At 42.0% G+C, this 23,941-nt stretch carries 24 protein-coding genes and 1 tRNA gene; 21 read left to right on the forward strand and 4 right to left on the reverse strand.

What is annotated here, in order from left to right:
• Positions 1–32 precede the first annotated feature (32 nt).
• From ACORHV_RS02410 to ACORHV_RS02460, 11 genes are all read left to right on the forward strand, one after another.
• Positions 33–545 carry an adenine phosphoribosyltransferase gene (locus ACORHV_RS02410; RefSeq protein WP_001049315.1) on the forward strand — a complete coding sequence of 171 codons (513 nt, stop codon included), beginning with the start codon at positions 33–35 and terminating at the stop codon, positions 543–545.
• A 186-nt stretch (positions 546–731) separates the two neighbouring features.
• Positions 732–1,676, forward strand: a complete 945-nt coding sequence (gene metA, locus ACORHV_RS02415) for a homoserine O-acetyltransferase MetA (protein WP_001122730.1) — start codon at positions 732–734, stop codon at positions 1,674–1,676.
• Positions 1,677–1,684: 8 nt separating this feature from the next.
• The gene (locus ACORHV_RS02420) at positions 1,685–2,362 is read left to right on the forward strand and encodes a DnaD domain-containing protein (RefSeq protein ID WP_000220748.1); all 678 of its coding nucleotides are present in this window, start codon (positions 1,685–1,687) and stop codon (positions 2,360–2,362) included.
• A gap of 96 nt (positions 2,363–2,458) precedes the next feature.
• Positions 2,459–3,217 carry a triose-phosphate isomerase gene (gene tpiA / locus ACORHV_RS02425; protein ID WP_000087891.1) on the forward strand — a complete coding sequence of 253 codons (759 nt, stop codon included), beginning with the start codon at positions 2,459–2,461 and terminating at the stop codon, positions 3,215–3,217.
• Between the two features lie 188 nt (positions 3,218–3,405).
• On the forward strand, positions 3,406–3,924 hold the full coding sequence (locus tag ACORHV_RS02430; protein WP_215804449.1) for a Dps family protein: 519 nt from the start codon (positions 3,406–3,408) through the stop codon (positions 3,922–3,924).
• A gap of 211 nt (positions 3,925–4,135) precedes the next feature.
• Positions 4,136–4,474 carry a zinc ribbon domain-containing protein YjdM gene (locus ACORHV_RS02435; RefSeq protein ID WP_001061580.1) on the forward strand — a complete coding sequence of 113 codons (339 nt, stop codon included), beginning with the start codon at positions 4,136–4,138 and terminating at the stop codon, positions 4,472–4,474.
• Between the two features lie 2 nt (positions 4,475–4,476).
• Positions 4,477–5,100, forward strand: a complete 624-nt coding sequence (locus tag ACORHV_RS02440) for a Pr6Pr family membrane protein (RefSeq protein WP_000775204.1) — start codon at positions 4,477–4,479, stop codon at positions 5,098–5,100.
• 112 nt (positions 5,101–5,212) lie between these two features.
• Positions 5,213–6,364, forward strand: coding sequence for an MFS transporter (locus ACORHV_RS02445; protein WP_000816259.1), 1,152 nt, complete (start codon positions 5,213–5,215; stop codon positions 6,362–6,364).
• A 99-nt stretch (positions 6,365–6,463) separates the two neighbouring features.
• Positions 6,464–7,213 carry a tRNA pseudouridine(38-40) synthase TruA gene (truA, locus tag ACORHV_RS02450; RefSeq protein ID WP_247925577.1) on the forward strand — a complete coding sequence of 250 codons (750 nt, stop codon included), beginning with the start codon at positions 6,464–6,466 and terminating at the stop codon, positions 7,211–7,213.
• Positions 7,203–7,976, forward strand: coding sequence for a bifunctional hydroxymethylpyrimidine kinase/phosphomethylpyrimidine kinase (locus tag ACORHV_RS02455; protein WP_000794752.1), 774 nt, complete (start codon positions 7,203–7,205; stop codon positions 7,974–7,976). The genes truA and ACORHV_RS02455 overlap by 11 nt, the downstream gene beginning before the upstream one ends.
• Positions 7,954–8,415, forward strand: a complete 462-nt coding sequence (locus ACORHV_RS02460; RefSeq protein WP_049518925.1) for an ECF transporter S component — start codon at positions 7,954–7,956, stop codon at positions 8,413–8,415. Before ACORHV_RS02455 ends, ACORHV_RS02460 begins: the two co-directional genes overlap by 23 nt.
• A 34-nt stretch (positions 8,416–8,449) precedes the next feature.
• Here ACORHV_RS02460 and ACORHV_RS02465 read toward each other — a convergent pair whose 3' ends face one another.
• From ACORHV_RS02465 to ACORHV_RS02480, 4 genes are all read right to left on the reverse strand, one after another.
• Positions 8,450–9,538 (reverse strand): M24 family metallopeptidase, encoded by a 1,089-nt coding sequence (locus tag ACORHV_RS02465; protein ID WP_434398656.1) that lies wholly within the window; start codon positions 9,536–9,538, stop codon positions 8,450–8,452.
• 127 nt (positions 9,539–9,665) lie between these two features.
• Complete coding sequence (gene gatD / locus ACORHV_RS02470) at positions 9,666–10,448, reverse strand: lipid II isoglutaminyl synthase subunit GatD (protein WP_000263172.1); 783 nt, start codon at positions 10,446–10,448, stop codon at positions 9,666–9,668.
• Positions 10,448–11,791 carry a lipid II isoglutaminyl synthase subunit MurT gene (gene murT, locus ACORHV_RS02475; protein WP_434398658.1) on the reverse strand — a complete coding sequence of 448 codons (1,344 nt, stop codon included), beginning with the start codon at positions 11,789–11,791 and terminating at the stop codon, positions 10,448–10,450. Before murT ends, gatD begins: the two co-directional genes overlap by 1 nt.
• Before the next feature lie 99 nt (positions 11,792–11,890).
• Complete coding sequence (locus tag ACORHV_RS02480; RefSeq protein WP_434398660.1) at positions 11,891–13,207, reverse strand: FAD-containing oxidoreductase; 1,317 nt, start codon at positions 13,205–13,207, stop codon at positions 11,891–11,893.
• 350 nt (positions 13,208–13,557) lie between these two features.
• On the opposite strand from ACORHV_RS02480, the gene ACORHV_RS02485 reads away from it, so the two are divergent.
• The 10 genes from ACORHV_RS02485 (at position 13,558) to ACORHV_RS02530 (ending at position 23,852) form a co-directional block, all read left to right on the forward strand.
• On the forward strand, positions 13,558–15,135 hold the full coding sequence (locus ACORHV_RS02485; RefSeq protein ID WP_434398662.1) for a DEAD/DEAH box helicase: 1,578 nt from the start codon (positions 13,558–13,560) through the stop codon (positions 15,133–15,135).
• A 282-nt stretch (positions 15,136–15,417) separates the two neighbouring features.
• A complete protein-coding gene (codY, locus tag ACORHV_RS02490; RefSeq protein WP_000940724.1) occupies positions 15,418–16,206 on the forward strand; it encodes a GTP-sensing pleiotropic transcriptional regulator CodY in 789 nt (262 codons plus the stop codon).
• Entirely contained in the window at positions 16,206–16,781 is a 576-nt protein-coding gene (locus ACORHV_RS02495; RefSeq protein WP_049489822.1) for a cysteine hydrolase family protein, read from the forward strand. The genes codY and ACORHV_RS02495 overlap by 1 nt, the downstream gene beginning before the upstream one ends.
• Positions 16,782–16,861: 80 nt before the next feature.
• Positions 16,862–16,947 (forward strand) — tRNA-Leu (locus ACORHV_RS02500).
• A 394-nt stretch (positions 16,948–17,341) separates the two neighbouring features.
• Entirely contained in the window at positions 17,342–18,619 is a 1,278-nt protein-coding gene (locus tag ACORHV_RS02505) for an ABC transporter permease (protein WP_434398665.1), read from the forward strand.
• A gap of 12 nt (positions 18,620–18,631) precedes the next feature.
• Positions 18,632–19,279, forward strand: a complete 648-nt coding sequence (gene vex2, locus ACORHV_RS02510) for an ABC transporter ATP-binding subunit Vex2 (protein WP_000173735.1) — start codon at positions 18,632–18,634, stop codon at positions 19,277–19,279.
• A gap of 50 nt (positions 19,280–19,329) precedes the next feature.
• Positions 19,330–20,709 (forward strand): ABC transporter permease subunit Vex3, encoded by a 1,380-nt coding sequence (vex3, locus tag ACORHV_RS02515; protein WP_042902562.1) that lies wholly within the window; start codon positions 19,330–19,332, stop codon positions 20,707–20,709.
• Positions 20,710–20,849: 140 nt separating this feature from the next.
• Positions 20,850–21,506 (forward strand): response regulator transcription factor VncR, encoded by a 657-nt coding sequence (vncR, locus tag ACORHV_RS02520; protein ID WP_049518934.1) that lies wholly within the window; start codon positions 20,850–20,852, stop codon positions 21,504–21,506.
• Positions 21,503–22,825, forward strand: a complete 1,323-nt coding sequence (gene vncS, locus ACORHV_RS02525) for a sensor histidine kinase VncS (protein WP_434398668.1) — start codon at positions 21,503–21,505, stop codon at positions 22,823–22,825. The genes vncR and vncS overlap by 4 nt, the downstream gene beginning before the upstream one ends.
• A 145-nt stretch (positions 22,826–22,970) precedes the next feature.
• Positions 22,971–23,852: a class II fructose-bisphosphate aldolase gene (locus tag ACORHV_RS02530; protein WP_033688381.1), complete on the forward strand. Its 882-nt coding sequence runs from the start codon at positions 22,971–22,973 to the stop codon at positions 23,850–23,852.
• Positions 23,853–23,941: the final 89 nt, after the last annotated feature.

Genomic DNA, 23,941 nt, shown 5'->3' on the forward strand with positions numbered 1-23,941 from the left:
AGAGAGTAAAAAACTTTGAAAGAAAGAAAAAGATGAATTTAAAAGATTATATCGCAACGATTGAGAATTATCCTAAGGAAGGTATTACCTTCCGTGATATCAGCCCTTTGATGGCAGATGGAAATGCTTATAGCTACGCTGTTCGTGAAATTGTTCAGTATGCAACCGATAAGAAGATCGACATGATCGTGGGCCCAGAGGCTCGCGGCTTTATCGTGGGCTGTCCTGTTGCTTTTGAGTTGGGAATTGGCTTTGCTCCTGTTCGTAAACCAGGGAAATTGCCACGTGAAGTCATTTCTGCTGACTATGAGAAAGAGTACGGTATTGATACCTTGACCATGCATGCTGATGCGATTAAGCCAGGTCAACGTGTTCTCATCGTAGATGATCTTTTGGCAACAGGTGGAACTGTCAAAGCAACGATTGAGATGATTGAAAGACTTGGTGGAATTGTAGCCGGTTGTGCTTTCTTGATTGAGTTGGATGAGCTTAAAGGCCGTGAAAAAATCGGAGATTACGATTACAAGGTACTTATGCATTATTAATGAAAAACAGTCCTTGGGGCTGTTTTCTCTTCATCTGCTATATAAATTAACTATAGCTAGTTAGAGAAAAACTATAATTGAAAACTATATCTTCATACAGTATAATAAAGGGAAGAAGTATTTGGAGGTTTTTGCTTTCAAACAGACAAGATCATTCCCGAAATAGAGAACTGTTAGGAGGGTATTATGCCGATTCGAATTGATAAAAAATTACCAGCTGTGGAGATTTTAAGGACAGAAAATATCTTTGTTATGGACGACCAACGGGCTGCTCATCAGGATATTCGCCCCTTGAAGATTTTGATTTTAAATCTCATGCCTCAAAAAATGGTAACAGAAACGCAACTCTTGCGACATTTGGCTAATACCCCTTTGCAATTAGATATTGATTTCTTATATATGGAAACACATCGTTCCAAGACAACTCGTGCCGAACATATGGAAACATTCTATAAGACCTTTCCAGAGGTCAAGGATGACTTTTTTGATGGAATGATTATCACAGGAGCACCAGTGGAGCATTTGCCTTTTGAGGAGGTAGATTACTGGGAAGAATTCAAGCAGGTCATCGAATGGTCCAAGACGCATGTTTTTTCAACCCTCCATATCTGTTGGGGAGCACAAGCAGGTCTTTATGTTCGCTATGGCGTTGAAAAGCACCAGATGGATCGGAAACTATCAGGTATTTACCCACAGGACACCTTGAAAGAAGGGCACCTTCTTTTTAGAGGTTTTGATGATCGCTATGTAGCTCCTCATTCTCGTCATACTGAGATTTTAAAAGAAGAAATCTTAAACAAGACCAATCTGGAGATTCTGTCAGAAGGTCCTGAGGTTGGGGTTTCTATCCTAGCTAGTCGAGATTTGCGTGAGATTTATAGTTTTGGTCATTTGGAGTACGATCGTGACACTTTGGCAAGAGAGTATTTTCGTGATTATGAGGCGGGACTCAACCCTCATATCCCAGAGAACTACTTTAAAAATGATGATGTAAATGAGACGCCTTGTCTCTGTTGGTCTTCATCAGCTGCCCTCTTTTTCAGTAATTGGGTAAACTATGCAGTTTATCAAGAAACCCCTTTTGACTGGAGAAAGGTAGAGGATGATGCGGCTGCATTTGGATATCTATAAGAGGAATTATGACATATTTTGACGCTTTTAAATCAGGGAACTTGGTTTTGCCAAGTGCCCTTCTCTTGCATTTTAAGGAACTCTTTCCTTCCAGCGAAGATTTTCTGGTCTGGCAATTTTTCTATTTACAAAATACCACAGCCCTAGGAGATGTTTCGCCTAGTCAGATTGCTGAAATCATTGGGAAAGAGGTGGCAGATGTCAACCAATCTATTTCGAATTTGACTGAAAATGGCTTGCTACAATATCGAACCATTGAACTAAACGGGGAAATTGAGCTGATTTTTGATGCTAGTTTGGCTTTTGAACGCTTGGATAGCTTACTAGATAGCCAAACTCCAGCTACAACAGTCCCAAACCCGCAGAATCAGTTGAAGGATCTGGTTGAAACTTTTCAGCAGGAATTGGGACGCTTATTAACACCATTTGAAATCGAAGACCTTTCTAAGACTGTCAAAGAAGACGGAGTTAAGGCGGATTTGATCAAGGAAGCTCTCCGAGAGGCCGTTCTCAATGGCAAGCCAAACTGGAAATATATTCAGGCAATCCTACGAAACTGGCGCCATGAAGGTATTCAGTCTGTGACTCAGGTAGAGGCCAAACGAGCAGAGCGAGAAGTCAACAATCCCAAACAAGTTCAGGCTTCGGCTGATTTCCTCGATGCCATGAATTTGTGGCAAGATTAGTCGCTTGAAAAATCTTGAAAATTAGAGTAAGGTTTGCAAGCTCCTTATAAATATGATAGAATAATAGTGAATAAAATGAAAAAAGAGGTATGTGAAATGTCACGTAAACCATTTATCGCTGGTAACTGGAAAATGAACAAAAATCCAGAAGAAGCAAAAGCATTCGTTGAAGCCGTTGCATCAAAACTTCCTTCATCAGACCTTGTTGAAGCAGGTATCGCAGCTCCAGCTCTTGATTTGACAGCTGTTCTTGCTGCTGCTAAAGGTTCAAACCTTAAAGTTGCTGCTCAAAACTGCTACTTTGAAAATGCAGGTGCTTTCACTGGTGAAACTAGCCCACAAGTTTTGAAAGAAATCGGTACTGACTACGTTGTTATCGGTCACTCAGAACGTCGTGACTACTTCCATGAAACTGACGAAGATATCAACAAAAAAGCAAAAGCAATCTTTGCAAACGGTATGCTTCCAATCATCTGTTGTGGTGAGTCACTTGAAACTTACGAAGCTGGTAAAGCTGCTGAATTCGTAGGTGCTCAAGTATCTGCTGCATTGGCTGGATTGACTGCAGAACAAGTTGCTGCATCCGTTATCGCTTATGAGCCAATCTGGGCTATCGGTACTGGTAAATCAGCTTCACAAGACGATGCACAAAAAATGTGTAAAGTTGTTCGTGACGTTGTAGCTGCAGACTTCGGTCAAGAAGTTGCGGACAAAGTTCGTGTTCAATACGGTGGTTCTGTTAAACCTGAAAACGTTGCTTCATACATGGCTTGCCCAGACGTTGACGGTGCCCTTGTTGGTGGTGCGTCACTTGAAGCTGAAAGCTTCTTGGCATTGCTTGATTTTGTAAAATAATCTCAGTTATTCCAGACAGTCTGCTAAGACTGTCTTTTTTTTAAAGACTGTATATTTTTCTTAAATTATCAGTCAATTACAACTTTTTTAATATGGGTTAATTTTCTTGCTTTTGTCTACTAGGAGTAGTATACTGAGATAGTAATCAATAAATATGGTTGCAAAAATAATATTATGAGGTGATCAATATGGTTGAATTGAAAAAAGAAGCAGTAAAAGACGTAACAACATTATCTAAAACAGCGCCAGTAGCATTGGCAAAAACAAAGGAAGTATTGAACCAAGCAGTAGCAGACTTGTATGTGGCTCACATTGCCCTTCACCAAGTTCACTGGTATATGCGTGGTCGTGGTTTCCTCGTATGGCATCCAAAAATGGATGAATACATGGACAGCCTTGATGGCTATCTTGACGAAATCAGTGAACGTTTGATCACTCTTGGTGGCAAACCTTACTCAACTTTGACAGAATTCCTTCAACACAGTGAAATCGAAGAAGAAGAAGGAGAATTCCGTAACGTTGAAGAAAGCTTGGAACGTGTTCTAGCAATTTATCGCTACCTCATCGCTCTTTTCCAAAAAGCTTTGGATGTAACTGACGAAGAAGGTGATGATGTTACAAACGATATCTTTGTTGGGGCTAAGGCTGAACTTGAGAAAACAGTTTGGATGCTTACAGCAGAACTTGGACAAGCTCCTGGTTTGTAAGATATAGTTGCTACCCCTTTTATCATGAGGTGCTTGATAAGTGCCCATGATCAATCATCTTTTAAAAGTCATGTAACTGTAAAAAGGTGCATGACTTTTTTGTTTGCTAGCCCTTAGGAAACATTGTCAAATCTAGGATTTTACGGTATAATAGTTGCTGTTCGAGAAATTTTGATTTTCAAAGAATAGTGAAATGTTATAAGGAGAACCCATGAACAACTTACCAAATTGCCCAAAATGTCATTCAGAATATGTCTACGAAGACGGAAGTCTCTTGGTTTGCCCAGAGTGTGCCTATGAATGGAATCCTGCTGAAGTTGCAGAAGTAGAAGAAGGTGTTGTTGCTATCGATGCCAATGGAAATAAATTGGCTGACGGCGATACTGTAACCCTCATCAAGGACTTGAAAGTAAAAGGTGCACCTAAGGATTTGAAACAAGGAACTCGTGTTAAAAATATCCGTATCGTAGAAGGTGACCACAACATCGACTGTAAGATTGATGGTTTTGGAGCTATGAAACTCAAGTCAGAATTTGTTAAGAAAATCTAGCCATGAAACTGAATTATAAATTTATCTTTTATAGTCGTGTGCTCTTGTTTTTAGCGGCATTTACAGGGGTTTATTTAGAAATTACCAAGCACGGTGGCTTTGGTATGCTCCTTTACTACACAGTGTTGTCCAATCTTTTGGTAACGATTTTCACGGGCTATCTGCTCCGTGTGATGAGCCGTTCAGGTGAAAATTGGCAAAGTCCGACCTTGCTTCGTCTCAAGGGTGGCGTTACCATGAGTATCATGATTACCTGTGTGATTTACCATTTTATGCTTGCTCCGATCGCGACAGACTTTTACCGTGTGGAAAATTTCCTTTGCCACTATATCGTTCCACTCTGGTTTTTAGCCGACACCCTCTTCTTTGATAAACGGGGTCAATACAAGATCTGGGATCCAGTCTTGTGGACCATCTTGCCCTTGGTTTATATGATTTTTGCCTTGTTTAATGGCTTGGTCTTAAAACTCAATATTCCGAATTCCAAGGACAATCCCTTCCCTTATTTCTTTTTAAATGTGAACAAGGGTTGGGACGTGGTTATCAAATGGTGTTTGATCATTTTTGCGGCCTATATGGTTGCAGGCTTCATCTTCTATCTGATCAAGCAAATCAAGCGAAAATAGTCTTCCTATTAGGAAAGTTAGGACGGAGTCTCTAGTTCAATCGGGCTCCTTCTTTTCTTGCCATCTTCCTTTTAAAAGGATCAACAGTGAGAAATATACAGAAAGAAAATTCATGAAACAATATTTAGAACGGGCTAGTATTTTGGCCCTCTCCCTCGTTTTGATTACCTCCTTTTCTATTTCAAGCGCTCTGCCAGCCATGTTTGACTACTATCAAGGCTACCCCAAAGAACAAATCGAGCTCCTGGTCAGTCTTCCTTCTTTTGGAATCATGATTATGCTGGTTTTAAATGGGTTTTTGGAGCGGTTATTTCCTGAGCGACTTCAGATTAGTCTAGGTCTTCTCATCCTTTCTATCGGGGGGACAGCCCCTTTCTGGTATCAGGAGTACAACTTTGTCTTTGCGATGCGGATTTTATTTGGCTTGGGTGTTGGGATGATCAATGCCAAGGCCATTTCCATCATCAGTGAACGCTATCATGGAAAGACACGGATCCAGATGTTGGGGCTTCGCGGATCAGCAGAAGTTGTCGGGGCGTCGATTTTGACTCTAGTGGTCGGTCAACTCTTATCCTTGGGATGGACAGTGACCTTCTTGGCCTACAGTGCGGGATTTTTAGTATTGATCCTTTATCTGCTCTTTGTCCCTTATGGGAAAGAAAAGAAAGAAACAAAGAAAAAAGAGACCGAAACGACTCGTTTGACAGGAAAGATGAAAGGATTAATTTTTCTATTGGCTGTCGAAGCAGCAGTTGTTGTCTGCACCAACACAGCTATCACCATTCGTATTCCTAGTCTGATGGTGGAAAGAGGTCTAGGGGATGCCCAGTTATCGAGCTTGGTCTTAAGTATTATGCAGTTGATTGGTATCTTGGCAGGTGTGAGTTTTTCTTTCTTTATCTCTCTATTTAAAGAAAGATTGCTCCTTTGGTCAGGTATCACCTTTGGATTGGGGCAGATTGTGATTGCCTTGTCTCCGTCATTGGGTGTGATGGTAGTTGGAAGTGTTGTGGCAGGTTTTTCCTACAGTGTGGCCTTGACCACTGTCTTTCAGCTTCTTTCTGAAAGAATCCCAGCCAAGCTCCTTAATCAGGCAACATCTTTTGCAGTGCTAGGATGCAGCTTTGGAGCCTTTACGACACCTTTCATTCTTGGGGCGATTGGCTTGGTGACTCAAAATGGTATGTTGGTCTTCACCATTTTAGGATGTTGGTTGATTGTCACTTCTATCTTTGTTATGTACGCACTTCAAAAGAGAGCTTAGGATTAATTTCCTAAGTTTTTCTTTCTGGGAATTTTGTACCCAGACAATTATTGGTTTTTAAACTTGTTTACACTTTTATTTCCTGATAAAATAGAAGTTATGACAAGATATAAAGCAACTATTTCTTATGATGGTTTTGCTTTTGCCGGTTTTCAGCGCCAGCCTCATGCGCGGAGCGTTCAAGAGGAAATCGAAAAAACCTTAACGAGACTCAATAAGGGGCAAGCCATCGCTGTTCATGGTGCTGGTAGGACGGATAGTGGGGTCCATGCTCTGGAACAGGTCATTCATTTTGATCTGCCCTATCAGATGGATGAGGAAAAACTCCGTTTTGCTCTGGATACTCAGTCACCAGAAGATATCGATGTGATTTCGATTGAGATTGTGGCGGATGATTTTCATTGCCGTTATGCAAAACATAGCAAGACCTATGAGTTTATAGTAGATAGGGGGCGTCCTAAAAATCCCATGCGCCGTCACTATGCTACTCACTTTCCCTATCCCCTCGATGTGGAGCGGATGCAGGAGGCTGTCAAGAAATTAGAAGGAACCCACGATTTTACCGGTTTTACAGCATCTGGAACCAGTGTAGAGGACAAGGTTCGGACCATTACAGAAGCCAGTCTTAGTGTTGATGAGACAGGGCAGTTTTTGACTTTTACCTTTTCAGGAAATGGATTCTTATATAAACAGATTCGTAATATGGTGGGGACGCTGCTCAAAATAGGAAATAATCGAATGCCAGTTGAGCAGATTGACTTGATTTTGGAGAAGAAGGACAGAAAACTTGCAGGTCCAACGGCTGCACCGAATGGCTTGTATTTAAAGGAGATTCGTTATGAAGAATAATCGTATTTTAGCCCTTTCTGGGAATGATATTTTTAGTGGTGGTGGTTTATCAGCTGATTTGGCTACCTATACCTTAAATGGTCTGCATGGCTTTGTAGCAGTGACTTGTTTGACGGCCTTGACCGAAAAGGGCTTTGAAGTCTTTCCAACTGACGATGCCATTTTTCAACATGAATTGGATAGCTTACGTGATGTCGAGTTTGCAGGAATTAAGATTGGCCTTCTTCCTACTGTCAGTGTGGCTGAGAAGGCCTTGGACTTTATCAAGCAACGTCCAGGAGTGCCTGTGGTATTGGACCCCGTTTTGGTCTGCAAGGAAACGCACGATGTAGCTGTTAGTGAACTCTGTCAAGAGTTGATTCGCTTTTTCCCTCATGTCAGTGTGATTACGCCAAATCTTCCTGAAGCAGAATTATTGGCTGGTCAGGAAATTAAAACATTGGAAGACATGAAAGCTGTAGCGCAGAAATTGCATGATTTAGGAGCGCCAGCAGTTATTATCAAGGGAGGCAATCGCCTCAGTCAGGACAAGGCAGTGGATGTCTTTTATGATGGACAAACTTTCACTGTTCTAGAAAACCCAGTCATTCAAGGACAAAATGCTGGTGCAGGTTGTACCTTTGCCTCAAGCATTGCCAGTCACTTGGTTAAAGGTGATGAACTTTTACCAGCAGTAGAGAGCTCGAAAGCTTTCGTTTACCGTGCTATTGCACAAGCAGATCAATATGGAGTAAGACAATATGAAGCAAACCAAAACAACTAAAATCGCCCTTGTATCCCTCTTAACCGCCCTTTCAGTAGTCCTAGGTTATTACTTGAAAATTGGAACGCCAACAGGAATATTGACTCTCTTGGATGCAGGTATTTTCTTTACTGCCTTTTACTTTGGCAGTAAAGAAGGAGCTGTCGTTGGAGGACTAGCAGGATTCCTAATTGACCTTCTATCAGGCTATCCACAGTGGATGTTCTTTAGCTTGATAAATCATGGCTTGCAAGGTTATTTTGCAGGTTTTAAAGGGAAATGGCAATGGCTGGGCCTAGTCTTAGCTACTATCGTCATGGTAAGTGGCTACGCTCTGGGCTCAACCCTAATGAATGGCTGGTCAGCAGCCTTACCAGAAATTCTTCCAAACTTCCTGCAAAATACCTTGGGGATGATTGTGGGATTTGTGGTCTTTCAGAGCGTCAAGAAGATAAAATAAAAAAGTCAGCTTCAATAGCTGACTTTTTGCTTGTCTATATTTTATCAAAATAAAGCAAATCTTTGCTGGTGCTTGTAAAGAGGTCAAAGCCATCCTTAGTGACGACACCGCAGTCTTCGATACGAACACCGACTTTACCAGGGATATAGATACCTGGTTCAACAGAGAAGCACATGCCTTCTTCGATGACCATGTCGTTTCCTTCCATGATAGATGGGAACTCGTGAACATCCATACCGATACCGTGACCGAGACGGTGATTGAAGTACTCACCATAACCAGCTTTTTCAATGACTTCACGTGCAGCGCGGTCAACTTCATGTGCAGTCACACCTGGCTTGATAAAGTCAAGGGCAGCTTGTTGGGCTTCAAGGGTCAAGTTGTAAATGTCTTTTTTGAATTGATCTGGTTTACCGACAGCGACCGTACGAGTCATATCTGAGGCGTAGCCATTAACCATGACACCGAGGTCAAAGAGGAGAAGGGCGTCCTTTTCAACCTTGTTTGCACCAGGAATTCCGTGTGGATTTGCAGCGTTATCGCCAGTCAAGACCATGGTATCAAAGCTCATTTCATAGCCTTCACCTTTCATGGCAAAGTCGATTTGGGCAATGATGTCTGTCTCTGTTTTATCAAGAGAAATATTGTCAAAACCAACCTTAACAGCCTTATCAGCGTAGATACCTGCAACCATCATTTTTTGGACTTCATCAGCTGATTTGATGAGGCGCATGCGTTGGATGCGAGGAGTGAGGTTTTCAAACTCAGCAGTTTCAAAGACTGTTTTCAAACCATGATACTTTGTCAAGATGAGATTGTCAAACTCAACAGCGACACGTTTGAAATCAAGCTGCGGCAAAGCGTTTTTGATTTTATGCCATGGATTTTCAGAATCCACATAGCCCACAACTGGGAAGGAAACAGTATTGGTTGCACGCTCCACTTCGAGAGCTGGGACAAAGAGGAGAGGTTCCTGATCTGCTAGAACAAAGAGGAACATTTGGCGTTCATGGGGATCACTGTAAAAGCCAGTGAGGTAATTAATAGTGACGGGGTCAGATACGACAGCGACGTCTAGTTTTTCTGATTCAAGATATGTTACGATTTGTTGTAATTTAGACATATGCTACCTTCTTTCTACCCCTCTATTTTGGCAAAAAATGAGAGAAAATGCAAGAGAGAAGGGTAAAAGAACAGGCAAAAAGAACTCCGACAAGATAGGGGAGTTCTTTTATCTAATTTTCCTTAGTTTAAGAAAAGTCAGCCTTGCTTTTGACGTCGCTGTATTCTTCAGCGATTTCTTGACTGAGAATGTCTTCATAGGCAGGGAGTTGGATGTCCTGACCGTATTTTTTCCGGAGGGCAGTAGTGACTAGGCGGTAAGCTAGATTGGCATTGCGAGAGAGGATAGGTCCGTGGAAGTAGGAACCAAAGACATTCTTATAATGAACCCCTTCGCCGACCTTTTCTTCGTTGTTTCCATTTCCATAGACAACCTGACCCAGCGGTTTTTGGTCATCAGAGAGGAAGGTACGACCTTGGTGATTTTCAAATCCATAGTAGGTTTCATCGAAATCTTCATTGTGAATCTTGATGTCACCGATAAAGCGATTATTGGTCTGGTTGAGGGTATAGTGGCCCATGACACCGAGCCCTTCGATACGTTTGCCTGAAGCTTCAACATAATATTGCCCCAATAGTTGGAAACCACCGCAGATAGCGAGAACCACACCGTCATTTTGGATGTAGTTGTCAATGCTCTCTTTTTTAGCAGGAAGGTCGCCTGCGATGATGCTTTGTTCAAAGTCTTGACCACCACCGAAAAAGGCGATATCATAGTGGTTTTCATCAAAGTCATCATGGAGAGAAACGATGTCAACCGTCACATGAGCTCCCAGTTTTTCAGCTACATACTTGAGCATGAGGATGTTTCCATTGTCCCCGTAGGTATTCATGAGGTTTCCATAGAGGTGGGCGATATTGAGCTGATATGGGTAATTGCCAGCTTTTGAGGAAAGTGAAGTATAAACCATCAGTTCATCTCCTTTCTAACAATCTGACGGCTAGCCAGCAGTTCACGGAATTCAAGCATAGCAGTATAGGTAGCCAGGATATAGGCATACTTGCAGTCTTGGTTCTCAATGGTTTTGAGAACTTGTTCCAGATTGCTTGTTTCAGTGATTTTCTCAGCTGGATAGCCTGTCACTCGTAGACGACGCGCGATTTCAGAATGACGAACACCGCCAGCGTTGATTTCAGGAATGTCCATGTCAGTGATTTGTTCAAAGTCAGCATCCCAGATCCAGCTAGTATCAATTCCATCAGCATAGTTGGCATTGAGGAGAACAGATAAACTAAATGGATAAGGGGCTAGTTTGATCATCTCGATAGCTTGGGTCGCACCGACTGGATTTTTAATCAAGACAAGGGTGCACTCCTTGTCACCGATATGGAAGATTTCCTGACGACCAAAGACAGCGCGGCTCTTGTCAAATCCTTGCTTGATCCGTTGCGAATCTGCGCCGAGGAAACGGGCAATAGCAACTGCAGCAAGGGCATTGTAGATATTATAGAGTCCACCGATTTGGATGCCGTATTCTTGTCCGTCAATGACAAAGCGGGAGCGATTGTTGGTCAACTCAACCAGTTCTGTTAAGCGATAGTCTAGATCAGGACGTTTGCAACCACAATTTTCACAGATATAGGCACCTAAGTTGGCATAGGTATTGTGCTCATATTTGAGGATGCCTTGACAGTCAGGGCAGAGAATACCTTCGGTATTGTAGTGAGCCAGTTGGGCTGGTCCTTTTTCCAAGTCAAAACCAAAATATTGAACTGGATTTGGAATAGATGGCTTGTAGAAAAGCGGACTGTCACCATTGAGGAGAACTGTAGCCGTAGGCACTTTACGGATGGCATCCAAAATCATGTTATAAGTCGTGTAAATCTCACCATAGCGGTCCATCTGGTCACGGAAAATGTTGGTAATGACAAAAAGACTAGGATGGATATAGTCGCAGATACGAGAAAGACTGGCTTCGTCGATTTCGAGGACGGCAATGTTTTTTCCAGTTTTAGAAGATTTGGCGGTCAAGAAGGTTGTTGTAATCCCTGTAATCATATTGGCACCGCTAGGATTGGTCAGAACCTGACCATAGACCTCTTTTAAAATGCCGACAGTGAGAGCAGTTGTCAGGGTTTTCCCGTTGGTTCCAGTGACCACGACAATCTCGTAGTTCTTAGCTAAATTTTGTAAAATATCTTTATCAAATTGAAGGGCAAGTTTTCCTGGGAGCGTACTTCCACGGCCAAGACGGCTCAAGATGAAGTGAGAAGAACGCCCAGCAAGGAGGCCCAAAGTAGTTTTTAATTTCATGTTTCTATTATATCATAAAAGAGGGAAAAGACAGTTTTGAGATTTCGCAGAAACAAAAACAGCCCAAAGAGGGCTGTTAGCTAACAAATCAGTCTCAACTTAAATCGCAAACAGGTCATTCAAGTTTTCAGCCAAGGTTGGGTGAGTGAAGATTTGTTTTGTGAAGTAAGTGTAAGGAATCTTGTTGTCCATAGCAACAGTGATGATGTTGATGATTTCTTGAGAACCTTCTGAGAAGATGCTTGCTCCAAGAATTTCTTTTGTTTCAGTATTCACAACAGCTTTGAAGGCTCCGCGAAGGTCTCCATTTACGTGACCACGAGGCATTGCTGCAACAGGGATTTCCTTCACTGCGTATGGAAGTTTCAAATCAGCTGCTTGGCTTTCCGTCAAACCAACTTGAGAAAGTGCAGGTGTGATGAACATGGTGTTTGGCACATTGAGACGGTCTTCAAGAGTGTAGCTACCATCTCCAGCAAGGTAACTATAGACAACACGGAAGTCATCAAGTGAGATGTAGGTAAATTGAGGTCCACCGTTGACGTCTCCGACTGCAAAGACACCAGGAACGTTTGTTTGACAATGTTTGTCTACTTTGATAGCACCACGTTCAGTAAGTTCGATATCTGTATTTTCAAGTTGAAGTGGTTCTACATTCGGTTTACGTCCAGTTGCGTAGAGAAGGGCATCGAAGCGGTAAGTTTCGTTTTCAGTTACGACAAGGACTTGGTCACCGTCGTTTTTGATTTCAGTGGTACGGATGTTTTGAAGTAATTCAATACCGTCTTCTTCCATGTATTGCTTAGCAAGAGCTGCGATGGAAGGTTCTGCACGAGGTAGGAAAGTATCCAAGGCATCTAGGACTGTAACTTTGCTTCCAAGTTTGTTGTAAAGGCCTGCAAATTCAAGACCGATATTTCCACCACCAAGGACACCAAGTTTTTCAGGCAATTTGTCCAAGTTTTGAATACCAGTCGAGTCAAAGACATTCTTACTTGTAGCAAGTCCAGGGATTGGCAAGACGTTTGAAACAGCACCAGTGTTGATAACGATAGTTTCAGCAGTGAGTTCTTGTTTTTCGTCACCAGCTTGGATTTCGATGACTTTGTTTGAAAGGAAGTGAGCTTCCGCATCAAAGATATCCACGCCTGTACCAGCAACAGTCGCATAGTTTTTACCGTTGAGGCGACCAGTGATCGTGTTTTTAGTAGCAATCACTTCTTCAAAAGACAAGTCTTTCTCAGCAGCAACTAGTAAGGTTTTAGTCGGGATACAACCGATGTTGATACAAGTTCCGCCGTACATAGCCTTACTACGTTCGATAAGGGCAACTTTTTTACCAGCTGAAGCCAATTTACCAGCTAGTGTTTTACCAGCTTTACCAAATCCGATAACGATTAAATCATAAGTTAACATTTATCTTCCTCCTATTCGCATTTCATTCTAGCACAAGAAAAAAACTTTTGCACAATTCTGCTACGGGAAATGGAGTGGGCTTGAAATGCTCCCTTCAAATCCTTTGAAAAACCAGTTTTGGGCTACTTTACTGCTAGAAAATCGCTTACATGATTTTCCCAAAGGATTCTACTATCTTTTGCTTCTCTCTTGTGTTATACTAGATAGGTTGCAAAGAAACTAGTACTTTTCTTTCGTGGAAAAGAAGCAACACGGTATCTCATTTTTAGATAAAGATACGTCATGAAAAGAAAAGTATAAACTAAAGCCCTATAGGGTGGCTTCGCACCACCTTTAGAAAGAAGAATAACGTGAAATTTAATGAATTTAATTTGTCTGCTGAATTGCTAGCAGAGATTGAAAAAGCTGGATTTGTAGAAGCCAGTCCCATCCAAGAACAGACCATTCCCTTGGCTCTCGAAGGAAAAGACGTTATCGGTCAAGCTCAGACTGGTACAGGGAAAACCGCAGCCTTTGGCTTGCCAACCCTTGAAAAAATCCGTACAGAAGAAGCGACCATCCAAGCCTTGGTTATCGCTCCAACTCGTGAACTCGCTGTCCAAAGCCAAGAAGAACTCTTCCGCTTTGGCCGTAGCAAAGGAGTGAAAGTTCGCTCAGTTTATGGTGGTTCAAGCATTGAGAAACAAATCAAGGCCCTTAAATCTGGTGCCCATATCGTGGTAGGAACACCAGGTCGTCTTTTGGACTTGATCAAACGCAAGGCTTTGAAATTGCACGATATCGAAACCCTCATCCTTGATGAAGCGGATGAAATGCTCAATATGGGCTTCCTTGAAGACATCGAAGCTATTATCTCGCGTGTCCCTGACAGTCGTCAAACCTTGCTCTTTTCAGCAACCATGCCTGAAGCCATCAAACGTATCGGTGTTCAGTTTATGAAAGAACCTGAGCATGTGAAGATTGCTGCCAAGGAATTGACAACAGAACTGGTGGACCAGTACTATATCCGTGTTAAGGAACAAGAGAAATTTGATACCATGACACGTCTTATGGATGTGGAACAACCAGAACTTGCTATCGTATTTGGTCGTACCAAACGCCGTGTAGATGAATTGACTCGTGGACTCAAAATCCGTGGCTTCCGTGCAGAAGGGATTCATGGTGATTTGGACCAAAACAAACGTCTGCGTGTTCTTCGTGATTTCAAAAATGGCAATCTAGATGTCCTCGTTGCAACGGATGTGGCAGCGCGTGGTTTGGATATCTCAGGTGTGACTCATGTCTACAACTACGATATTCCACAAGATCCTGAAAGCTATGTTCACCGTATCGGTCGTACAGGTCGTGCTGGTAAGTCAGGTCAATCTATTACTTTTGTAGCACCAAATGAAATGGGCTACCTTCAAATCATCGAAAACTTGACTAAGAAACGCATGAAAGGCTTGAAACCAGCAACAGCAGAAGAAGCCTTCCAAGCTAAGAAACAAGTAGCGCTCAAGAAAATCGAACGAGATTTTGCGGATGAAACTATTCGTGGGAACTTTGAGAAATTTGCTAAAGATGCTCGTAAGTTAGCTGCAGAATTTAGTCCAGAAGAATTGGCTATGTATATCTTGAGTCTGACAGTCCAAGATCCAGACAGCCTTCCTGAAGTGGAGATTGCGCGTGAAAAACCACTGCCATTTAAACCATCAGGTAATGGCTTTGGTGGCAAAGGTAAGGGAGGTCGAGGAGGCCGTCGTGGAGACGACCGTCGAGATCGTGATCGTCGTGGCAATGGTCGCCGTGATGAGTTCAAGAAAGGCAGTCGTGGAAACGACCGTTTTGATAAAGACAGACGTTACCGTAATAAAGACAATAAAAAACCTCGCAACACTTCAAGCGAAAAGAAAACCGGCTTTGTTATTCGTAACAAAGGAGACAAATAGAAAAAAGCGATTCACAATGTGAATCGCTTTTATATATAAGGAGACCGATAGTAAAAGAAGATGGTGATAGTAAAGGATAGGTGAAACGGAAAGGGATTTATCATGTCATCTTCTTATAATGTTATAATATCAAAAATAAAATAGGATGTCAATAAAAAAATCGCTTTTTTTCTAAAATATTTTTGCTGTTCAAAATTGCAATTAAATAAGCAATTTTCAGATAATTATTGAAATAAAGACTTTTCTATGTTATAATGGAAGCGATTATATGCGAGGTAAAAAATGGCACATTTATTAGAAAAAACAAGAAAAATCACGTCTATTCTAAAGCGCTCTGAGGAGCAACTCCAAGATGAACTTCCTTACAATGCAATAACACGCCAGTTAGCTGATATTATTGACTGTAACGCTTGTATTGTAAATAACAAGGGACGTCTCTTGGGTTACTTTATGCGTTATAAGACCAATAATGACCGTGTAGAACAATTCTTCCAAACCAAAACCTTCCCTGACGTCTATGTACAAGGGGCAAACATGATCTATGATACGGAAGCCAATCTTCCTGTTGAACATGATTTGACCATTTTCCCTGTAGAGAGTCGTGCGGACTTTCCAGATGGGTTGACGACCATCGCTCCGATTCATGTATCAGGGATTCGTTTGGGTTCCTTGATTATTTGGCGCAATGATAAGAAATTTGAAGATGAAGATTTGATTCTTGTCGAGATTGCGAGCACGGTTGTGGGAATTCAACTATTGAACTTCCAACGTGAAGAAGATGAGAAAAATATTCGCCGTCGTACGGCTGTTACCATGGCGGTCAACACCCTTTCCTATTCAGAACTTCGTGCCGTATCAGCTATTTTAGCTGAATTGGATGGAAATGAAGGGCAGCTGACTGCATCAGTTATTGCAGATCGTATTGGCATTACACGCTCAGTGATTGTCAATGCGCTTCGTAAATTGGAGTCTGCGGGAATTATTGAGAGTCGTTCATTAGGAATGAAGGGGACTTATCTCAAAGTTCTAATTGGTGATATTTTTGAGGAAGTGAAAAAGAGGGACTACTAATGGCAAAGGCTTTAATCTCGATTGACTATACAGAGGATTTCGTAGCAGACCATGGAAAGCTAACTGCTGGAGCACCCGCTCAAGCAATATCAAAAGCCATTGATCAGGTAACCAGATTAGCTTTTGATCGTGGAGACTATGTCTTTTTCACCATTGATGCTCATGAAGAGAAGGATACATTCCACCCAGAAAGCAAGCTCTTTCCACCACACAACATCATCGGAACTAGTGGGCGTAACCTTTATGGACCCCTAGCTGACTTTTATGCTGAGCATGAGGCGGATAGTCGCGTCTTTTGGATGGACAAACGTCACTATTCAGCTTTTTCAGGAACGGACTTAGATATCCGTTTGCGGGAACGTCGGGTTGATACTGTTATCTTAACAGGTGTTTTGACAGATATTTGTGTTCTTCATACGGCTATTGATGCCTATAATTTAGGTTATCAAATCGAGATTGTCAAGCCTGCAGTTGCCTCTATTTGGCCAGAAAATCATCAGTTTGCTCTTGGGCATTTTAAGAACACTCTGGGAGCAAAATTACTGGATGAAAACCTTGCTGAAATTGAACTATAAGCCGGTTGGAAAAATGAAAAAAATCTGAAAAAAGTGTTGACAAAGATTTTGAAAGTTGATATACTAGTAAAGTAATCGACGCGGGGATGGCGGAATTGGCAGACGCGCAGGACTAAGGATCCTGTGACCGCTTTAGGTCGTGAGGGTTCAAGTCCCTCTCTCCGCATAGGGTAAGAGTTAGCTTCGGCTAGCTCTTTTTGTTTTTACAAAGAAGACTAGAGGCTACGTTTCGTGTATAGAAAAATATTGGCATCAAGAACAGTTCATTGTATCAGAACATTTAAACTGAGTTCACTATTTCATTCTATCAAGAATATCCTCAAACACTAGTCAGAAAATGAAGAACTTAGGAAATGGAAAAATACTAATCAGAAAGATGTGACTATCATTTTTAAAATGAAGTAGATTTTTGATTGGTACTATTTATCCTTATATATGAAGAAAAGTTAGCGTTTGCTAGCTTTTTTGTTTTTTCAAAAAATAAATCAAAAAAAATTTTTGATTTCATAAACATTTCATATTTGGATTTTATAATAGTCTTACAAACATGGAGGTGACAAATGAATCCAATCCAAAGAGCTTGGGCTTATGTCAGCAGAAAACGACTGAGAAGTTTTATTTTATTTCTGATTTTATTTGTCCTTTTAGCAGGAATTTCAGCCTGTTTGACTCTGATGAAGTCCAACAAAACAGTAGAAAGCAATCTTTACAAATCACTCAACACATCTTTTTCTATCAAAAAGATAGAAAATGGACAGACCTTCAAGTTGTCGGACCTAGCATCCGTGAGCAAGATTAAGGGACTGGAAAATGTCTCTCCTGAACTTGAGACGGTCGCAAAACTGAAAGACAAGGAAGCGGTGAGTGGTGAGCAGAGCGTAGAACGTGATGATTTGTCAGCTGCAGACAAGAACTTGGTTAGCTTAACGGCTCTTGAAGATTCATCCAAGGATGTCACTTTTACCAGTTCGGCTTTCAATATAAAAGAAGGGCGACACCTTCAAAAAGGGGATTCCAAGAAAATCCTTATCCACGAAGAGTTGGCCAAGAAGAATGGTCTTTCGCTTCACGACAAGATTCGCTTGGATGCTGGTCAGTCCGAAGATGGAAAGGGGCAAACAGTAGAGTTTGAAATTGTCGGCATCTTTTCTGGTAAAAAACAAGAAAAGTTCACAGGCTTGTCTTCCGACTTCAGTGAAAACCAGGTCTTTACAGACTATGAAAGTAGCCAAACCCTTCTGGGAAATAGTGAAGCTCAAGTCAGTGCAGCGCGCTTCTATGTAGAAAATCCTAAGGAAATGGAAGGACTCATGAAGCAGGTAGAAAACTTGGCTTTAGAAAGTCAAGGCTACCAAGTTGAGAAGGAAAACAAGGCCTTTGAACAAATCAAAGACTCAGTGGCAACCTTCCAAACCTTCCTGACCATCTTTCTTTATGGGATGTTGATAGCTGGAGCAGGAGCCTTAATTTTGGTATTGTCTCTCTGGTTGAGAGAAAGGGTCTACGAAGTGGGGATTCTTCTGGCACTTGGAAAAGGCAAGAGTTCGATCTTCCTCCAGTTCTGTTTAGAGGTAGTTTTGGTATCACTTGGAGCTTTGCTTCCATCCTTTATCGCTGGAAATGCCATCACATCCTATCTACTCCAAACTGTACTAGCCAGTGGAGATCAGGCAACCTTACAGGACACGCTGGCCAAAGCAAGTGGTCTATCAACCAGTCTCCTATCCTTTGCAGAATCCTATGTCTTTCTGCTCCTGATTGGTTGCTTGTCTGTAGCCCTTTGTTTCGTATTTCTATTTAGAAAATCGCCGAAAGAAATTTTATCATCTATTAGTTAAGAAGGAGAAATCATGACTTTATTACAATTGCAAGATGTTACCTACCGTTATAAGAACACTGCTGAAGCAGTTTTATATCAGATCAAGTATAATTTTGAACCCGGAAAATTTTATAGTATCATTGGTGAGTCAGGAGCTGGAAAATCCACTCTCTTGTCCCTGCTTGCTGGTCTAGATAGTCCTGTTGAAGGTTCTATCCTTTTCCAAGGAGAGGACATTCGGAACAAGGGGTATTCATACCATCGCATGCACCATATTTCCCTGGTCTTTCAAAATTATAACTTGATAGATTATCTTTCTCCGCTGGAAAATATCCGCTTGGTCAACAAAAAGGCAAGCAAGGATACACTTCTTGAGCTTGGTTTGGATGAAAGTCAGATCAAGCGGAACGTTCTCCAGTTATCAGGTGGTCAACAGCAACGTGTGGCCATCGCTCGCAGTTTGGTATCAGAAGCTCCAGTTATTCTAGCTGATGAGCCAACAGGAAATCTGGACCCTAAAACTGCCGGAGATATTATCGAGCTGCTCAAATCACTTGCCGAGAAAACAGGTAAATGTGTGATCGTCGTCACCCACAGTAAAGAAGTGGCACAAGCATCAGATATTACACTTGAATTGAAGGATAAGAAACTAACTGAAACTCGCAATACTACAAAATAAGATGAGCTTGTTTTGATAGCATTATGAAATCAAATCTAGAAAGGGAACCTATGTTACACAACGCATTTGCCTATGTTACAAGGAAGTTTTTCAAATCGATTGTTATCTTCCTGATTATTCTCCTCATGGCGAGCTTGAGTTTGGTCGGCTTGTCGATCAAGGGAGCTACTGCCAAGGCTTCTCAGGAGACCTTTAAAAATATCACCAATAGCTTCTCCATGCAAATCAATCGTCGCGTCAATCAAGGAACGCCACGTGGTTCTGGGAATATCAAGGGTGAGGATATCAAAAAAATCACCGAAAACAAGGCCATCGAGTCTTATGTTAAACGTATCAATGCTATCGGAGATTTGACTGGATATGACCTTATCGAAACGCCAGAAACCAAGAAAAATCTCACTGCAGACCGTGCCAAACGGTTTGGAAGTAGTTTGATGATTACAGGTGTCAATGACTCCTCAAAAGAAGATAAGTTTGTCTCTGGCTCATATAAGCTGGTTGAAGGTGAGCACCTAACCAACGACGACAAAGACAAGATCCTCATGCACAAGGACTTGGCAGCTAAACACGGTTGGAAAGTAGGGGACAAGGTTAAACTGGACTCCAATGTCTATGACGCAGACAATGAAAAAGGTGCCAAGGAAACAGTCGAAGTGACAATCAAGGGACTTTTTGATGGTCACAATAAGTCGGCAGTAACCTACTCACAAGAACTCTATGAAAACACAGCTATCACAGACATTCACACTGCTGCAAAACTTTATGGATACACAGAAGACACAGCTATTTATGGGGACGCAACCTTCTTTGTAACAGCAGACAAGAACTTGGATGATGTCATGAAAGAGTTGAATGGCATCAGCGGTATCAACTGGAAGAGCTATACACTCGTTAAGAGCTCATCTAACTACCCAGCTCTAGAGCAATCCATCTCTGGTATGTACAAGATGGCCAACCTCCTCTTCTGGGGTAGCTTGAGCTTCTCAGTTCTTCTCCTTGCACTCTTGCTCAGCCTTTGGATCAACGCCCGTCGCAAGGAAGTGGGAATTCTCCTCTCTATCGGTCTCAAGCAGGCAAGTATCTTGGGTCAATTTATCACAGAATCAATCTTGATTGCTATTCCTGCTCTCGTTTCTGCTTACTTCCTAGCCAACTACACAGCTCGTGCCATCGGAAATACTGTTCTTGCCAATGTGACTTCAGGTGTTGCCAAGCAAGCCAGCAAGGCAGCTCAAGCCTCTAACCTTGGTGGTGGTGCAGAAGTAGATGGCTTTAGCAAGACCTTGTCGAGCCTAGACATTTCCATTCAGACATCAGACTTTATCATCGTCTTTGTCCTTGCCTTGGTTCTAGTGGTTCTCGTTATGGCGCTTGCTTCAAGCAATCTCCTCAGAAAACAACCAAAAGAACTCTTGCTCGATAGCGAATAAAAAACTTGCTACCTATTCTCCCCTAAATGGGGTATAATATAGGTAGCATTTTTATGTATTTCATCTCCCTAAAGCCTTTCCTTTCAGGATGAAACAGGGATGATTTAAAAGAAAATTAAAGAAATGTGAAAGGTTTTTCTATGAAAATTTTAATTGTAGAAGATGAAGAGATGATTCGTGAGGGAATCAGTGACTATTTGACAGATTGTGGTTATGAGACCATTCAGGCTGCGGACGGCGAGGAAGCCCTAGAACAATTTTCCAGCTATGAAGTAGCACTAGTTTTACTGGATATCCAGATGCCCAAGCTCAATGGTTTAGAAGTCCTAGCGGAGATTCGTAAGACCAGTCAGGTTCCTGTTTTGATGCTGACAGCCTTTCAGGATGAAGAATACAAGATGAGTGCTTTTGCTTCTCTAGCAGACGGCTATCTGGAAAAACCCTTCTCCCTCTCCCTCTTAAAAGTGAGGGTAGACGCGATTTTCAAGCGCTACTACGATACAGGACGAGTCTTCTCCTATAAGGACACCAAGGTGGACTTTGAGAGTTACAGTGCAAGCCTCGCAGGTCAAGAAGTGGCCATTAATGCCAAAGAGTTGGAAATTTTGGACTATCTGGTAAAAAATGAAGGACGAGTCTTGACCCGCTCTCAGATTATTGATGCCGTCTGGAAGGTGACAGATGAGGTTCCCTTTGACCGTGTCATTGATGTTTACATCAAGGAACTGCGGAAAAAGCTAGACTTGGATTGTATCCTCACAGTGCGCAATGTTGGTTATAAATTGGAGCGAAAATGAAACGAACAGGTTTATTTACAAAGATATTTATCTATACCTTCTCGATTTTTAGTGTTCTGGTTATTTGTCTTCATTTAGCTATTTATTTTCTCTTTCCGTCAACTTATCTGAGTCATCGTCAGGAAACCATTGGTCAGAAAGCGACAGCCATTGCCCAATCCCTAGACGGAAAAGATAGGCAAAGCATCGAGCAAGTGTTGGACTTGTATTCCCAGAGCAGTGATATCAAAGGGGCTGTCAAGGGAGAGATGACCGAAGACAAGTTAGAAGTCAAGGACAACCTTCCTCTGGACACGGATCGCCAGACCACTTCCCTCTTTATCGAGGAGCGTGAAGTGAAAACGCAAGATGGTAGCACGATGACTCTCCAGTTTCTAGCGTCTATGGATTTGCAAAAAGAAGCAGAGCAGATTAGTCTCCAATTTCTCCCCTATACCTTACTGACATCCTTTTTGATTTCCCTCTTGGTGGCCTATATCTATGCTCGAACCATTGTTGCCCCGATTTTAGAAATCAAGCGGGTGACCCGTCGGATGATGGATTTGGATGCCCAAGTGCGATTGCGCGTGGATTCTAAGGATGAGATTGGTGATCTCAAGGAACAAATCAATAGCCTCTACCAGCATCTCTTGACTGTCATTGCGGACTTGCATGACAAGAATGAAGCTATTCTCCAGCTGGAAAAGATGAAGGTTGAGTTCCTACGAGGGGCTTCTCATGAATTGAAAACACCTCTGGCTAGTTTGAAAATCCTAATCGAAAATATGAAAGAAAATATCGGCCGTTATAAGGATAGAGACCACTATCTGGGAGTTGCCTTGGGGATTGTGGATGACCTCAGCCACCACGTTCTCCAGATACTGTCTCTTTCTTCTGTTCAGGAATTGCGAGACGAGAAAGAAGAGGTCGACCTTCTTCAGATGACGCAAAGTCTGGTCAATGATTATGCTTTGCTCGCCAAGGAGAGAGAACTCCAGGTAGACATTAGCCTAACCCGTCAGCAGGCTTACATAAATCCTTCTGTGATGAAGTTGATCCTATCTAATCTCATCAGCAATGCCATCAAGCACTCCACTTCAGGTGGCCTGGTCCGCATCGGGGAGAGAGAAGGAGAACTCTTTATTGAGAATAGCTGTAGTTCTGAAGAACAAGAAAAATTGGCCCAGTCTTTTTCTGACAATGCTAGTCGCAAGGCCAAGGGTTCGGGAATGGGACTCTTTGTGGTCAAAAGTTTATTAGAACATGAGAAATTACCTTATCATTTTGAGATGCAAGATGATCGCTTGACTTTCTTCATACGTTATCCCAAAGTCACTTAGGACTAAGAAAAAGAAAGGGTTTACATTGATTGGATTGGAAGAAATTCAATCTAAAGTATGGGAAAAACTAGCTTTTTTTATCAAAAAGTGATAAAATGAACAATGTAAATGGGATGTCCCAAAAAATATATAGGAGGCCTGACAAATGGCAATCGTTTCAGCAGAAAAATTTGTCCAAGCAGCTCGTGACAACGGTTATGCAGTTGGTGGATTTAACACAAACAACCTTGAGTGGACTCAAGCTATCTTGCGTGCAGCAGAAGCTAAAAAAGCTCCAGTTTTGATCCAAACTTCAATGGGTGCTGCTAAATACATGGGTGGTTACAAAGTTGCTCGCAACTTGATCGCTAACCTTGTTGAGTCAATGGGTATCACTGTACCAGTAGCTATCCACCTTGACCACGGTCACTACGAAGATGCACTTGAGTGTATCGAAGTTGGTTACACTTCAATCATGTTTGACGGTTCACACCTTCCAGTTGAAGAAAACCTTAAATTGGCTAAAGACGTTGTTGAAAAAGCACACGCTAAAGGTATCTCAGTAGAAGCTGAAGTTGGTACTATCGGTGGTGAAGAAGACGGTATCATCGGTAAAGGTGAATTGGCTCCAATCGAAGACGCTAAAGCAATGGTTGCAACTGGTATTGACTTCTTGGCAGCTGGTATTGGTAACATCCACGGTCCATACCCAGCAAACTGGGAAGGTCTTGACCTTGACCACTTGCAAAAATTGACAGAAGCTCTTCCAGGCTTCCCAATCGTATTGCACGGTGGATCAGGTATTCCTGATGAGCAAATCCAAGCAGCTATCAAACTTGGTGTTGCTAAAGTTAACGTTAACACTGAATGCCAAATCGCATTCGCTAACGCAACTCGTAAATTTGCTCGTGACTACGAAGCAAACGAAGCAGAATACGACAAGAAGAAACTCTTCGACCCACGTAAATTCTTGGCTGACGGTGTAAAAGCTATCCAAGCATCAGTTGAAGAACGTATCGACGTATTCGGTTCAGAAGGTAAAGCATAATCTAGCTGAACAATACATACAGAACCTGCCCATTGGGTGGGTTTTTTTGTGTCTGGCTATAGAGCGAATATACTGTAGAAGAACCAATC

The organism is Streptococcus sp. KHUD_016, assembly GCF_051106465.1.
GTDB lineage: Bacteria > Bacillota > Bacilli > Lactobacillales > Streptococcaceae > Streptococcus.